We start from the raw sequence: 13,728 nt of genomic DNA on the forward strand, positions 1-13,728 counted from the left end.
CAAGGCTGGCGGCGGATGCCGGCTTCAGGATCGCGGCATATTGCGTTCGGCCCCGCCGCCGCTTACCAAATGCTGCCCGCGGGAAACTCCTTTTGGTCCGGCATATCGAATGATTGTTCGCCTTCGACGCGCCATGCGGTGGCAATCGCTGCCGCTGTTCATCGGCTTCGCCGTGCTGGCGTTGATCGTCGGCACACGCGCCGTGCTGGTCGAGACCCAGAGAGCCAATCGTGAGGCCGCGCGCGAGGCGGTCGAGTATCAGGAATTGCTTTCCGGTTTGCTTGCGATGGCTCAGGAGGCCGAGACCAGCCAGCGCGGCTATCTCCTGACCGGCGAGAAATCCTACCTCCAGCCTTATCGGCAGGCGGTCGACGCCATTCCGGGCCAGCTTGCCCGCATCCACGGCATGACCGCGCCGGACGACGAACTCGTGCAGCAGATCAACCACGTCAAGGACGCGCTTTCACAAAACCAGGCCGAATTGGCTGAGACGATTGCACTCTACGATCGCGGCGATGCGGCAAAAGCTCTGGAACTGGTCCGCAGCGGCCAGGGCAAGGCCGCCATGGACCAGATCCGGGCCAGCATGGACACGATCCGGCGCATTGGCGGCGCAGCCATCGCCGCGCGCGACGCTCATACCGACCGGGTCGAAAACTGGCTGCGAATCGGCTCGATAGCGGCGCTGCTGGCGATCTTCCTGCTTGGCGCCTACACGGTTCGCCTTTCGCGCCGCCGGTTCCGCGCAGTGGCCATCGCCCAGGAAGAGCTGATGCGCAAGAACATCGAGCTCGGCAACGAAATCCAGACGCGTGAAAAGGCCGAATCGCAGATCCGCCAGATGCAGAAGATGGAGGCTGTGGGCCAGCTGACCGGCGGTATCGCCCACGATTTCAACAACATGCTGGCGGTGATCATCAGCGCCATGAACCTCGCCCAGCGCAAGCTGACGCGGGGCGAGCACGACATCATGAAATTCATCGAAGCGGCGACCGATGCGGCGACCCGGGCCGCAAACTTGACGTCACGGCTGCTTGCCTTCTCGCGCCAGCAGCCGCTCGCGCCTCAGGTTGTAGACGCCAATCGTCTGGTCGCCGGCATGTCGGACCTGCTTCGGCGGGCGCTCGGCGAAACCATCCGCATCGAAACCGTGCTGGCTGGCGGCCTGTGGAAGACCCATGCCGATCCGAGCCAGCTCGAAAATGCCATTCTCAACCTGGCGGTCAATGCGCGCGACGCCATGGGCGAGGACGGCAAGATGACCATCGAGACCGCCAACAGCCACCTCGACGAGGGCTACGCCGCCACCCATGCCGAGGTCAAAGCCGGCCAGTATGTAATGATTGCGGTCAGCGACACCGGCGCCGGCATGCCGGCGGACGTCATGGAGCGGGCTTTCGAGCCATTTTTCACCACCAAGCCAGTCGACAAGGGCACCGGCCTCGGGCTGAGCCAAGTGTTCGGCTTCGTCAAACAGTCCGGCGGACACGTCAAGATTTACTCGGAACCCGGCCAAGGCACCACGATCAGGATCTACCTGCCGCGCTTCTTCGGCCCGGAAGAGGCCACCATATCTTCGGAACGAGCCGGAAATCCTGCCGTGCCGGTCACCGAAACCATCCTTGTCGTGGAGGACGATCCACGCGTGCGGGCTTCCACCACGGATGCCATGCGCGAACTCGGCTACACCGTCATTCATGCCACAAGCGGCCAGGAAGCGCTGGAAAAGCTGGGCGACAACCCTGGTGTGGCGCTCATGTTCACCGATATCGTCATGCCGGTGATGAATGGCCGCAAGCTCGCCGAGGAGGCGCTGGCGCGCATGCCGAAGCTGAAGGTGATCTTCACCACCGGCTTCACCAGGAACGCCGTCGTCCACAATGGCGTGCTCGACCATGACGTGCATTTCCTGGCCAAGCCCTTCACCATCGAGCAGCTGGCGGCGAAATTGCGCGACGTGCTGGACGCAAAATGACCGAGGCCCTGGAAATCGTCACCTTTCGCCTCAAGCCTGGAGCGGAAGCGGGCTTTGCCGCCGCCAACAACCTGGTCGCCGACTGGCTGGCGCGGCAACCTGGTTTCGTAAACCGCTGCCTGGCGCGGCGGGACGATGGCAGCTGGGTCGATGTCGTGCGCTGGCGAAGTCGCGAGCAGGCTCTCGCCGCCGCCGGCCGCATCATCGCCGAGATCGGCGATTGCGAAGCGATGCGGGCCATCGATCCCGCGAGTGTTGAGATGGGACATGCGGCGATTGTGATCTCGAGGCCCTAGGTCGACTTGCCAGCAGTCGCATAAAACCGGCCTTGACTTTCTTGCCCCGGCACCCGACTTCCTAGCGTCCGAGGAGACCCGCCCCATGCCAGAGGCCCGACGATCGACAATCGATGCCGGAGAAGTGGAACGCTTTTCCGCGCTTGCCGCCGAATGGTGGAACCCGAACGGCAAATTCCGTCCGCTGCACAAATTCAACCCGGTCCGGCTGGCCTATATCCGGGACCAGGTGGCGGCGCGCTTCGGCCGCGATCCGCGGGCGGCGCGGCCGTTCGAAGGCCTGCGTTTCCTCGATATCGGCTGCGGTGGTGGGTTGTTGTGCGAGCCGATGGCAAGGCTTGGAGCCGAAGTGGTCGGCGCCGACGCCTCGGCAACCAACATCGAGGTGGCGAAGCTGCACGCGGCCGAAGGCGGCGTGACGGTGGATTATCGCGCTACGACCGCTGAGGATTTGGCCGATTCCGGCGAGAAATTCGACGTCGTCCTCAACATGGAAGTCGTCGAGCATGTTGCCGATGTCGACCTGTTCATCGGCAAGTGCGGCGAGATGGTCAAGCCCGGCGGCATCATGTTCGTCGCCACCATCAACCGCACGCTGAAGGCACTGGGCCTGGCCATCATCGGCGCCGAATATGTGCTGCGCTGGCTGCCGCGCGGCACCCACCAGTTCGGCAAGCTGGTGCGGCCCGAAGAGCTTGAAAAGGCGCTCGGCAGCGCCGCCATGACCATCATCGACCGCACCGGCGTGACCTACAATCCTCTCGCCGACCGCTGGGCACGCTCCAAGGACATGGACGTCAACTATATGGTGCTGGCGGAAAAACGATCGGTCTGAACGAAAGGGGGCGGCCGTGGACACTATGAGGGCCCGAGAGCTGGCGCTCGATCTTCCCGAAACGGTCGAGCAATCGCATTTCGGCAAGGCTGACTTCCGCGTCCGCAACCGTATCTTCGTCTCGCTGCCCGAAGCCGACCGTGCTGTCGTCAAGCTCGACCGCGACCAGCAAGAGATGATGGCCGCGGCTGAGCCATCGGTTTTCAGGCCCGTGACAGGCGGCTGGGGCCAAAAGGGATGGACGTCGATCATGCTCGAAGCCTGCGACGAACAGACATTCCGCAGCGCCGTTCGGACGGCCTGGCGAAACGTCGTCCCGCCGGCGCTACGGAAGCGCCTCGACGCGAGCCAAATTTAAGCTTGAGCAGTTCGAGCAAAGTGTGAAGCGGTTTTCCCGGGAAAAGCGCATAGCGCTTTGCCTAGGGAATTGCGTAAACCAAAGACCCTATGCCTTCTGGCTCTGCGCCTTGGTGGTGATGATCACGCCGATGGTGATGATCACCGCGCCGGCCCAGGTCAGCAACTGGTAGTGCTCGCCGAGGAAGATGGTTCCGGCAAACAGGCCGACGGCCGCCGCCACATAGCCGATCTGGCTGAGATAGACCGGACCGCCCACGGCCTGCAGCCGGAAGAAGAAGGCAAACATCGCCGAGGCCGAAGCGACTTGCGCCACGACAACCAGCGGCACGGCCCTGAGCGGGGCGAAAGCGCCGACGCCGAACAGCGCGAGAATGCCGATCAGCAGCAGCGTCGCCGAGGCCAGGTGGCTGCCGACGGCCAGTTCGATCGGACCGGTGCCTTCGGGCCAGTCGACGGTGCGATAGATATTGCCGGCGGCAAGGCTGACCGGGATCAAAAGTCCGACCAGCACCCAGTAGACATCGGCCGGCTGGCCGGCCTCGCCGCGCGTCACCGCCACCATGACGGCGCCGATGAAGCCGACGGCGATACCGATACTGCCGAGCGTATTTGGCCGTCGAACGCCGAGCAGGATCGAAAACACCAGTGTGATGACCGGCGACAGCGTGAACATGATGCCGGTATAGCCGGCGCCGAGATGCGGGATAGCCGAAAACATCAGCAGATTGGGCACGGCGTAGGACACGGCAGCGGTGATGAAGAAATAGCGCAGTCTGTGCGAGGTGAGCCGCATGCGCTCGCCGTTCGCGAGCAACGCGCACAGCAGCACGCCCCCGGCGCCGAACGAGATGACGAAGGCCCAGACCATGGCCGGAACGCCGGCAGCCGTCGCCAGCTTGCCGAACGGCAGGGTCAGGCCGAGCAGGCTGCCGGTGACGACCAGCAGGCCAAGCGCCGATTCCCAGAGAAATTTCATCGGATGGTCCCGTCACTCACTTGCGGCACTGGGTCGAAACTGTATCTTGAGGTAGCATACCACAAAGATTCTTAACGTCAAGATACTTAGCGGTGAGGCAGATGGATCGCGCGGCAAAGGCGGTGGAGCAATGGAAGCGGGAACGGCCGGACCTGGAGGTGTCGCCAATGCTGGTGCTTGGGCGGCTGAACGAAGCCTCGTCGCTAATCGCCCGCGAGCGCCTCGCCCCGCTGTTTGCCCGTTTCGGACTGCAGGCCGGCGAATTCGATGTGCTGGCGACGCTGCGCCGCTCCGGCCAGCCCTACGCGCTGACACCGACCGCTCTATACGAGGCGACGATGGTGACCTCCGGCGCCATGACCAACCGGCTCGACCGGCTTGAGAAGGCCGGACTGATCCTGCGCGGCCCGCACCCCAACGACCGGCGCGGCATTGTCGTGCAACTGACCGAAAAAGGTCTCGCCTTGATCGATGAGGCCGTGACCGCCCACGTCGCCAACGAGCATGAAATCCTTGCCGGGCTCACCGGCACGGAGCGGGGAGCACTGGCTCAGTTGCTTGGCAAATTGATCGATAGCGCCAGCTGATCGCTCAGTTGCGCTCCTCTGGAAAACTCGGGATCGGCATGAAATCGATGCCATCCTCGGCCAAGCTCTTGGCTTCGTCCAACGTCGCCTCGCCATAGATGCCGCGCGCATCGCTCTCGCCGAAATGGATCTTGCGCGCTTCTTCGGCAAACTTGTCGCCGACATAGTCGGCATTCTCGCGCACCTTCTCGGCCATCGCCTTCAGTTGCGCCAAAGCCTGCTTCTGGGTTTCGCCCATGGCCAGCGCAATTGTTTCCTGCTTCCGCGCGGTGGAGACGGCTGGCGCCATCAGCGCCTTTTGCACCTTGTGCGAGCCGCAGCTCGGGCAATCGACGAAGCCGCGCTTCTTCTGCGTGTCGAAATCGTCATTGCTGCGAAACCAGCCCTCGAATTCGTGCTCGTGCTCGCAGATCAGGGCAAAGCGGATCACGAAGCCGCGCCCCTGAGCCGCGGCGCTTCCACTGCGCCGGCATTGACGGCAAAATCGCGCGCATTCCTAAGGTTGGGGATTTTCTTACGCGCGGCCCACGACTGCGCCGTGTCGATCTCGGCGATGATCACCTCCGGATCGTCATGGTCGGCCTCGGCGAGAATTCGACCCCATGGGTCGACGATCAGCGAATGGCCATAGGTTTCGCGGCCATCCTCATGCAGGCCACCTTGTGCTGCAGCAACCACATAGGCGCCGTTCTCGATGGCACGGGCTCGCAGCAGCACATGCCAGTGCGCCTCGCCGGTCTGGCGGGTGAAGGCGGCAGGCACCGACAAGAGGTCGGCGCCGGCCATCGCCTCGGCGCGGAACAGCTGTGGAAAGCGTAGATCGTAGCAGACGGCAAAGCCGAGCCTAGCGCCGTCGATCTCGGTGACGACGGCCTCGGTGCCCGGCTCATAGGCGGCGGATTCGCGCCAGCTCTCGCCATTGTCGAGGTCGACATCGAACATGTGGATCTTGTCGTAGGTGGCAAGGGTGGCGCCGTCCGGCCCAAACAGCAGCGCCCGGTTGGCGAGCTTGCCGTCGGTGCGCAGGATGGCGGTCGAGCCGATGTGCAGGAAGACGCCGAGTTCGCTGGCGAGCTTGCGCGCGGCCGCCACGACGATGTCCTTGTCTTCCAAGGTGAAGGAAGCAGCCCTGGCTTCCTTGTCGCGGATCAGCGCACCGGTCATTTCCGGGGTCTGGATGTAGGTTGCACCGAGGCCTGCCGCTTCGCGCACCAGCCGTTCGAGATCGACCGCGTTGCGCTCGGGGCTCTCGCCCGAACGCATCTGGATCGCCGCCGCCTTGAAAATACCCATCATCACGTCCTCTTTGAGCAATTCCAGGAAAATCGTGTAACGGTTTTCCGTCCGGAATTGCGTAAAAACAAAGACATAGAGCGGCGCTACGAACCGCTCTTTGTCGTCGAGCCGTTGGCAAGCAGCCTATCCAGCTGCCCCCGTGCCTCCAACTCGTGGAGGTCGTCGGAGCCGCCGACATGCGTGTCGCCGATGAAAATCTGCGGAAAGGTCGAGCGGCCATGCGCCCGCGAAATCATTTCCTGGCGCAATTCCGGCGAAAACGAAGCGTCATGCTCGGTGTAAGCGACGCCCTTGCGGTCGAGCAGCCGCTTGGCCGCCGCGCAATAGCCGCACATCATACGGGTGTAAATCGTCACATCGAGCATCGGTCCGTGCCTTTCCTCGACCTTATATAGTCGCGGACTCGTCGGCCCGAAAGTCCCCCGGCAGGACACGCGCGAAGGTCAGCACATCAACCGCTCCGGCGCCGCCCTTCTTCAGCGCCCTGGCGACCGAGCGCACGGTGGCGCCGGTGGTGTAGACATCGTCGACCAGAAGCACGCGGCGCCCAGTGATCTCGATTTCGGCTTCCGCAGGCACACGGAAGGCGGCGCGGACATTGGCCTCGCGCTCCTGCCGCTCCAGCCCGACCTGCTGGCGCGTGAGCTTGACGCGCCGGACCGCCGAGGGCGAGAAAGGCAGCCCGCTAAGCTGCGCAACCGCCCTTGCCAACTCCGCCGACTGGTTGAACTGCCGCCGAAAGAAGCGCCGCCAGTGCAGCGGCACCGGTACGACGACATCGGCGTCTGCAATTACCTCAGCGCCGGCGCGCAGCATCCAGCGCGCCATCCACGGCGCCAGATCGGTGCGATCCTGGTATTTCAGCCCTTGCACCATCTGGCGGGCGACACCGGAATAGGCCACGGCCGCCCGCGCCCGCTCGAACGGCGGCGGATCGGCGATTGCCTCGGCCGACAGGAACCCCTCGCCCATATCGTGGGTGAATGGCGTGCCCATCAACGCGCACCATGGCCGCTCCAGCAGCCTCAGCTTCGGCCAGCAGGCACCGCACAAAACGCCGGGTTGCGAGACGTGCCTGCGACAGCCGGCACAGACCGGCGGGAACAGCATCCGCGCCGGCCAGTCCAACATGGCCAGTTTCAACATGGTTTGAGCGAGGCTCTTGATCTCCATCACCGGATCGGCCACGTGGTTTTGTCGTCCGCGCCAGGATATCACTAGACGGACAAACAGGGATGTCTACCGTTGCAGCCGATCATCGATACTGAACTTTGGCTGGTGCGCAAGCGCAGGGCGCTGGCCCACCCCGTAGCCGGCGCGGATTTTCTGATGCGGCGGGCGGCGGAAGACCTTGCCGACCGGCTCGGCGCGGTCGAGCGGAAATTCGGCAAGGCCGCGGTGCTGTTTTGCCAGACGCCGGACGCAACGGACGTGGTCGCTGCAAGCGGCAAGGCAGCGGAGATCGTGCGCGTCGAGGCAGATCCAGCGTTTCTGGACGGCCGGCCAGGGCTGATAGCACCGCTGGAAACAGTGCCGTTCCAGCCGGAAAGCCTCGACCTCGTCGTTTCACTTCTGTCGTTGCAGGCGATGAACGACATTCCCGGCATGCTGGTGCAGATCCGCCGCGCTCTGCGGCCCGACGGGCTTTTCCTCGGCGCCTTTGCCGGCGCCGGCACGCTTTCCGAATTGCGCGAAAGCCTGCTCGCCGCCGAGACCGAACTCTATGGCGGCGCCAGCCCGCGTGTCATCCCCTTCACCGATGTTCGCGATGCCGGCGCATTGCTGCAGCGCGCCGGACTGGCGCTGCCGGTGGCCGACGTCGAAACTGTGACGGCGCGTTACGACACTCTTTTCGACCTCACGGCCGATCTCAGGGCGATGGGCGAAACCAGCGCGCTGACTGATCGCAGCCGGCGACCGGGAGCGCGAAAGCTTTTTACCCGTGCCGCCGAAATCTATGCCGAACGCTTTTCGGACGCTGATGGCCGCATCAGGGCAAGCTTTTCCATCGTCTGGATGTCGGGCTGGGCGCCCGATGCCTCGCAGCAAAAGCCCTTGAAACCGGGTTCGGCGAAGGTCTCGCTGAAGACGATACTGGAAAACCCCGGCGGGCGGTGACGGCGCTCCGGATCAGTGCTCGGCGAAGGCGTTTGCGAGCCTGCTGTTGTTGTCGCTGAACAGAAACTGGATCGCATTGCTGGCCTTGCCGACACCCCCGACGATGGCAAGCGACAGCACCGCAACGATCAGGCCATATTCAATGGCCGTGGCGCCTGTTTCGTCCTGCAAAAATCGGCGCAGCAATGGCTTCATGATCGTCGATCCCTCTCATCCCCGACCATATCGCCAACCTGTTAAGAAAGGTTAACGGCACAAGCTTAACAGGCTGTGAAATGGGCCTGCGTTGAGGAAGTTCTCAAGCTGGTGTCGACCTTGTTGGTCAGCAGTCGCCGCTGCGTTGGCCGTCGGCGCGGATGATGCAGACTGAGCTCGGTGAGGGCTGCAGCACGCTTCTGCGCAGCGTATAGGTGGCCCGCGAGCCGATCGAACCCGTACTCATCGGGTCGAGACCGCCTGCAAGAGCATCGCGGCTGGATGATCGCGTCTGGTTGTCCAGCACGGGGACCGCGATCAGCGCCAGCGCCACTGCGGCCGAGCCGAACAACAGCGTGACGCGCAATAAGCCGACGCCGGCGGCGCGAAAGCTGCGATCTGGCCGGATCGAGTCCCATTCCCTGTCGAGGCTCATGCAATCGCTCCCCGCGAACCCGCTTTGCCGCAATTTTTCACGACGAGATAAATCTTCCATTAACGCTGGCTAGATCAGACCGCGAAATGGCTTTGTATCACAACAGGTCGATGAGGAACTGGATCAGCGGCGCGTCGGCCGGCGGCATGGGATAGTCGCGCATCTGTTTTGGCCGCACCCATTTCAACGCCTGCCCTTCCCTGGGCTGCGCGATGCCGCGAAAGCGGCGGCAGACGAAGAGCGGCATCAGGAGATGGAAATCATCATAGGAATGGCTGGCGAAGGTGAGCGGCGCCAGGCAGGGGATGTCGGTCTCGATTCCGATCTCTTCTTGCAGTTCGCGGATCAGGCATTGTTCCGGCGTCTCGCCTGGCTCTACCTTACCGCCGGGAAATTCCCACAGGCCGGCAAGCTGTTTGCCCTCGGGTCGCTGCGCCAGAAGCACCCGCCCATCGGTATCGACCAGCGCGCACGCGGCGACCAGCAGCAGGCGTTTGCCGGTGATCTCGCTCATGCGCCCGCCGGCCGGCGATAGTGGTAGCGATAGACTTCGTCGAAGCCCAGCGAGTGATAGAGCGCCAGCGCCGGCGCATTGCCGGCCTCGACCTGCAGCCAGGCTTCGCGAGCGCCACGCAGCCTCGCCCACTTCAGCGCCGACAGGATCAGGTTGCGGCCATGGCCCTGATTGCGCGCCGACTTGGCGGTGGCGATCTCAAACAGGCCGGCAAGATCGCCGTCATGGACGCAGATCAGCACCGCCAGAGGGTCGGCCCCTTCCTCCAGCGCAAACAGCCCGACTTCGGGTTGGATGGCGCCGATGATTTCCGAAAGACCGGGCCGCAGCGATGCATCCGAGCCGCTGACCTTGAGCGACGCGCCGAGAAAGCGGCTGATATCCTTCAGCGGAATCTGGTCCATGGCCGGCGCCAGTTGCGCGTCCGCCAGCGGCAGCCGCATCACCAGGGATTCGTCGAATGTGCTCCAGCCCTCATTGTCGAGATGCTTGGCTAGGTCCGGCCCCGACAGCGGCGAGATGCGGAAGGTCAGCGGCCTGCCATAGGCGTCGAAGCGCCGGCTGGCGCGGCCGATGCGCTCGGCAATGTGCTGGGTGTCGCCGGGATCGAGCGGGTTGACCGAGTTCAGCCGCTTGGCCGGATGGCCGGCTGTCAGCCGCACCACCCAGGTGCCGTCATAATGCACGGCCGCCGCCGGCCAGGCACGAAACCCCGCAGCCTCGTAGCGGCGCACGATGGCGAGCATGCTTGCCGGATGCCTGGAAGCCAACTCCATCAGCTCCGGTAATCGCCATTGATGGCGACATATTCCTTGGTGAGGTCGCAGGTCCACACCGTCGCCTTGCCGCGGCCGATACCGATATCGGCGCGGATGCGAATGTCGTCGCGCTTCATATAGGCCGAGGTCGCTTCCTCGGAGTAGCCCGGGTCGCGTTCGCCCTCATGCGCCAGACGGTTGTCGCCGAACCAGATCGACAGAAGGTCGCGATCGGCCGGCTCGCCGGCCTTGCCGACGGCCATGACGACGCGGCCCCAATTGGCGTCCTCGCCGGCAACCGCCGTCTTGACCAGCGGCGAATTGGCGATGGACAGCGCGATGCGTTTGGCCGAGCGCGCCGATTTGGCGCCGGTAACGGTGACTTCGACCTGCTTGCGGGCGCCCTCGCCGTCGCGCACCACTTGCAGCGCCAGCGATTTGAGCACCTTGCCCAGCGCGCGGCGGAAGGCGCCGAGACGCGCATCCTTGGGATCGCTGATGGCGGGCGCGCCGCGCTTGGCAGCGGCTCCGGTGGCGAACAACAGCAGCGTGTCGCTGGTCGAGGTGTCGCTGTCGACGGTGACGGCGTTGAAGGTCTTGGCCGTGCCGCGCGACAACAAGTCCTGCAGCACGGGGGCGGCGATCGGCGCATCGGTGGCGATGAAGGACAGCATAGTCGCCATATCGGGCGCGATCATGCCGGCGCCCTTGGAGATGCCATTGATGATGACGTCGGTGTCGCCGAGCTTGACCGTCGCTGTCGCCACTTTCGGATAGGTGTCGGTGGTCATGATGGCCTTTGCCGCCTCGGCCCACAGATCCGGCTTGCCGTCCTTGACCAGTCCGGCGAGCAAATGGCTGAATTTGGTGGTGTCGAGCGGCTCGCCGATCACCCCGGTGGAGGCGAGGAACACTTCGCCTGGCGTGCAACCTGCGGCCTTGGCCGCGGCCTCGCCGGTCAGTTGGGTGGAGGCGCGGCCCTTCTTGCCGGTGAAGGCGTTGGCGTTGCCGGAATTGACGACCAGCACCCGCGCCTTGCCGGCGCCAAGGTTTTCGCGGCAGAAGTCGACCGGCGCCGAGGGGCATTTCGATTTCGTGAACACGCCGGCAACCGCTGTGCCGGCATCGAAGACCATGGCCAAGAGGTCGGTACGGTTCTTGTACTTGATCCCGGCCTCGGCGGTGGCGATGCGCACGCCCTCAATGTCAGGCATTTTGGGATATTTCTTCGGCGCGAGCGGCGAAATCGTTGCGGACATTGGAGACCTCGGGCGAGGGAAAAACGCTGGGCGAAGGCCGGTTTGCCCGATAGCACGGCCCGGCGCAAGGGCGTTTTCTTGGCCGCCGCTGTCGGCAAGCCACCAGGGATTAAGCTTGCATTTCAAATCCGTTGGCGTCACCGGGGCCTCTGGCGTTATGATATCGGCCATGGGCAGGCTGGTGATCTTGGCGGTGGCGTTTATGGGGCTTTTGCTCCTGAGCGCCGATGCGCAGCCGGAACGGCGCGTGGCGCTGGTCATCGGCAATGGCACCTATGCCGAAGCCGGCACGCTCACCAATCCGGTCAACGATGCCCTCGATATTGCCGGCAAGCTGCGCTCGATCGGCTTCGAGGTCATCGAAGGCAACGACCTCGGCAAGCGCGAACTCGAGCGCAAGATCGGCGAATTTTCCGATGCGCTGGAAGGCGCCGGGGTCGGGCTGTTCTATTATGCCGGCCACGGCCTGCAGGTCGAAGGGCGCAACTACATCGTGCCGGTCGACGCCCGGCTCGACATGCCGGTCAAGCTGCAGCTCGAAGCCGTGCCGATCGACGAAGTCCTCGACATCATGGAGCAGCAGACCAAGGTCAGCCTGGTTTTCCTCGACGCCTGCCGCAACAATCCCTTTGCCCGCAGCCTGAGCCGCACCGCCACCACGCGCTCGGTAACGGCGCTTGCCGGTCTGGCGCAGTTCGATTCGACGCGCGGCTCCTTCATCGCCTTCTCGACGGCGCCGGGCGCTGTCGCCATGGACGGCACCGGGCGCAATTCGCCGTTCGCCGCCGCCCTGCTGCGACACATGGCCGAGCCCGGCCAGAGCATCAACGACATGATGATCGCGGTGCGCCGCGACGTGGTCTCCGAAACCCGCGAGGGACAGCGCCCATGGGAACAGGGTTCGCTGCTCGAACGGTTTGAGTTTGTGCCCGGCGGCGAAACGGTTGCACAGCCGAAGCCCGCCGTCCCCCCGGCGCCCGAAACAAAGGTTGTGGCACTCGAACGGTCTGTAGGGGACGACAAGACCGCAATCGAGAAATTCCTGCGCGACGACTATCTTGCGCCCGATGCCGCGGCGATCGGCGAGACCGTCAAGCGGCTCTATGCGCCTTCCGTCACCATCTTCGGCACGCGCTATGACAGCGACGCCGTCGTCAAGCTCAAGACGGACTGGTTCGCGCAATTTGCATCCTGGTCGTTCAGTCTCGAGCCCGGCAGCCTCAATGTGACGCGGCAGGGCGAGAACCGCGCCGAAGCCGTGTTCGCGATGAGCTACGACTATATGTCGAAAGACAAATCGGCGGCGCGCATGACCGGCAAGGCACGAGTCACGCTTGGGCTGGTGAAGAGCGACGGCCAGTGGCGGATCGCCTCGGAAACCTCGCAAGCGATGAACTGAAAATCCCCGCGCAGGGCGAACGTGAGGCCTGCTTCTACAAGCGCTGGAAACGGGCCGTTTCGTTTGCCTGCCAGCTCACCTATATTGCCGGCGAGATTGTTGGCGAGGACAGACATGGGCGAGGATCCGGCGCGCAGATCGATCGGGGCGCGGCGCAACCCAGACAGCGCCGAGGCCATTCTCGAGGCCGCGGAGGCGGTGCTGGTCGAGGCCGGCTATGCCGGCTTCTCCATAGAGGCCGTGGCGCGGCGGGCGCGCGCCGGCAAACCCACGATCTATCGCTGGTGGCCGAGCAAGGCGGCCCTGCTGTTAGAGGTCTACAAGCGGCAAAAGCGTGTCGACGTCCCCGATACCGGCAGTCTCGAAGACGACCTCGTCGGTTTCCTGAGGAACCTCTTCGCGCATTGGCGCGACACACCCTCGGGCAGCGTATTCCGCTCGCTGATCGCCGAGGCCCAGTCGGACGAAGCGGCGGCCGCGGCCCTGACTGGCTATGCCGATGGGCGCGTGTCCCACACCGCTCGGATCATCGAGCGCGCCAAGGCGCGCGGCGAGGTTGCGGCCGATATCGACGCAGCGCTGGTCGCCGACCTCATCGCTTCCTATGCCTGGAAACACCTTTTGACCAACCGGCTGGACGAAGATGAGGCGACAATCCGTGCCACTGTCCGCTATGTGATGTCAGGCATCTCCCGCAATTGAAAAGGGCGCCGAACGGCGCCCT

General features: G+C 64.2%; 18 protein-coding genes. 8 read left to right on the forward strand and 10 right to left on the reverse strand.

The window, feature by feature from the left end:
* Positions 1–133 precede the first annotated feature (133 nt).
* The 4 genes from NLY37_RS19165 to NLY37_RS19180 all read left to right on the forward strand — a co-directional run bounded on the left by NLY37_RS19165 (position 134) and on the right by NLY37_RS19180 (position 3,464).
* Positions 134–1,975: a CHASE3 domain-containing protein gene (locus NLY37_RS19165; RefSeq protein ID WP_286440125.1), complete on the forward strand. Its 1,842-nt coding sequence runs from the start codon at positions 134–136 to the stop codon at positions 1,973–1,975.
* Positions 1,972–2,271: an antibiotic biosynthesis monooxygenase family protein gene (locus NLY37_RS19170; RefSeq protein ID WP_050588469.1), complete on the forward strand. Its 300-nt coding sequence runs from the start codon at positions 1,972–1,974 to the stop codon at positions 2,269–2,271. Before NLY37_RS19165 ends, NLY37_RS19170 begins: the two co-directional genes overlap by 4 nt.
* Positions 2,272–2,356: 85 nt before the next feature.
* Positions 2,357–3,106, forward strand: coding sequence for a bifunctional 2-polyprenyl-6-hydroxyphenol methylase/3-demethylubiquinol 3-O-methyltransferase UbiG (ubiG, locus tag NLY37_RS19175; RefSeq protein WP_023672976.1), 750 nt, complete (start codon positions 2,357–2,359; stop codon positions 3,104–3,106).
* 25 nt (positions 3,107–3,131) lie between these two features.
* Positions 3,132–3,464, forward strand: coding sequence for an MmcQ/YjbR family DNA-binding protein (locus NLY37_RS19180; RefSeq protein WP_023693995.1), 333 nt, complete (start codon positions 3,132–3,134; stop codon positions 3,462–3,464).
* Between the two features lie 87 nt (positions 3,465–3,551).
* Here NLY37_RS19180 and NLY37_RS19185 read toward each other — a convergent pair whose 3' ends face one another.
* On the reverse strand, positions 3,552–4,442 hold the full coding sequence (locus NLY37_RS19185; RefSeq protein ID WP_023743064.1) for a DMT family transporter: 891 nt from the start codon (positions 4,440–4,442) through the stop codon (positions 3,552–3,554).
* A gap of 101 nt (positions 4,443–4,543) precedes the next feature.
* On the opposite strand from NLY37_RS19185, the gene NLY37_RS19190 reads away from it, so the two are divergent.
* Positions 4,544–5,029 carry a MarR family winged helix-turn-helix transcriptional regulator gene (locus NLY37_RS19190; protein WP_023701431.1) on the forward strand — a complete coding sequence of 162 codons (486 nt, stop codon included), beginning with the start codon at positions 4,544–4,546 and terminating at the stop codon, positions 5,027–5,029.
* A gap of 4 nt (positions 5,030–5,033) precedes the next feature.
* Here NLY37_RS19190 and NLY37_RS19195 read toward each other — a convergent pair whose 3' ends face one another.
* The 4 genes from NLY37_RS19195 to NLY37_RS19210 form a co-directional block, all read right to left on the reverse strand.
* Positions 5,034–5,459: a DUF1178 family protein gene (locus tag NLY37_RS19195; protein ID WP_023672980.1), complete on the reverse strand. Its 426-nt coding sequence runs from the start codon at positions 5,457–5,459 to the stop codon at positions 5,034–5,036.
* Entirely contained in the window at positions 5,456–6,322 is an 867-nt protein-coding gene (locus NLY37_RS19200) for a carbon-nitrogen hydrolase family protein (RefSeq protein WP_023743063.1), read from the reverse strand. The genes NLY37_RS19195 and NLY37_RS19200 overlap by 4 nt, the downstream gene beginning before the upstream one ends.
* Before the next feature lie 86 nt (positions 6,323–6,408).
* Complete coding sequence (gene grxC, locus NLY37_RS19205; RefSeq protein ID WP_023672982.1) at positions 6,409–6,690, reverse strand: glutaredoxin 3; 282 nt, start codon at positions 6,688–6,690, stop codon at positions 6,409–6,411.
* Positions 6,691–6,712: 22 nt separating this feature from the next.
* A complete protein-coding gene (locus NLY37_RS19210) occupies positions 6,713–7,498 on the reverse strand; it encodes a ComF family protein (RefSeq protein ID WP_198024960.1) in 786 nt (261 codons plus the stop codon).
* A gap of 72 nt (positions 7,499–7,570) precedes the next feature.
* Here NLY37_RS19210 and NLY37_RS19215 point away from each other — a divergent pair, with 72 nt between their 5' ends.
* Positions 7,571–8,443 carry a methyltransferase domain-containing protein gene (locus NLY37_RS19215; RefSeq protein ID WP_286440126.1) on the forward strand — a complete coding sequence of 291 codons (873 nt, stop codon included), beginning with the start codon at positions 7,571–7,573 and terminating at the stop codon, positions 8,441–8,443.
* A 12-nt stretch (positions 8,444–8,455) separates the two neighbouring features.
* On the opposite strand, the gene NLY37_RS19220 is transcribed toward NLY37_RS19215, so the two are convergent.
* The 5 genes from NLY37_RS19220 to argJ all read right to left on the reverse strand — a co-directional run bounded on the left by NLY37_RS19220 (position 8,456) and on the right by argJ (position 11,605).
* Positions 8,456–8,638, reverse strand: a complete 183-nt coding sequence (locus tag NLY37_RS19220; protein WP_023672984.1) for a Flp family type IVb pilin — start codon at positions 8,636–8,638, stop codon at positions 8,456–8,458.
* Between the two features lie 127 nt (positions 8,639–8,765).
* Positions 8,766–9,074 (reverse strand): hypothetical protein, encoded by a 309-nt coding sequence (locus NLY37_RS19225; protein WP_023694000.1) that lies wholly within the window; start codon positions 9,072–9,074, stop codon positions 8,766–8,768.
* Positions 9,075–9,171: 97 nt separating this feature from the next.
* Complete coding sequence (mutT, locus tag NLY37_RS19230) at positions 9,172–9,588, reverse strand: 8-oxo-dGTP diphosphatase MutT (RefSeq protein ID WP_023685791.1); 417 nt, start codon at positions 9,586–9,588, stop codon at positions 9,172–9,174.
* Entirely contained in the window at positions 9,585–10,334 is a 750-nt protein-coding gene (locus NLY37_RS19235) for a GNAT family N-acetyltransferase (RefSeq protein ID WP_031246542.1), read from the reverse strand. The genes mutT and NLY37_RS19235 overlap by 4 nt, the downstream gene beginning before the upstream one ends.
* Before the next feature lie 29 nt (positions 10,335–10,363).
* Positions 10,364–11,605 carry a bifunctional glutamate N-acetyltransferase/amino-acid acetyltransferase ArgJ gene (gene argJ / locus NLY37_RS19240; RefSeq protein ID WP_023743060.1) on the reverse strand — a complete coding sequence of 414 codons (1,242 nt, stop codon included), beginning with the start codon at positions 11,603–11,605 and terminating at the stop codon, positions 10,364–10,366.
* Between the two features lie 169 nt (positions 11,606–11,774).
* Here argJ and NLY37_RS19245 point away from each other — a divergent pair, with 169 nt between their 5' ends.
* Positions 11,775–13,004 (forward strand): caspase family protein, encoded by a 1,230-nt coding sequence (locus NLY37_RS19245; protein WP_023743059.1) that lies wholly within the window; start codon positions 11,775–11,777, stop codon positions 13,002–13,004.
* Between the two features lie 114 nt (positions 13,005–13,118).
* Entirely contained in the window at positions 13,119–13,706 is a 588-nt protein-coding gene (locus NLY37_RS19250; RefSeq protein WP_023743058.1) for a TetR/AcrR family transcriptional regulator, read from the forward strand.
* Positions 13,707–13,728: the final 22 nt, after the last annotated feature.

Source organism: Mesorhizobium sp. C395A (assembly GCF_030323205.1).
Taxonomy (GTDB): Bacteria; Pseudomonadota; Alphaproteobacteria; order Rhizobiales; family Rhizobiaceae; genus Mesorhizobium.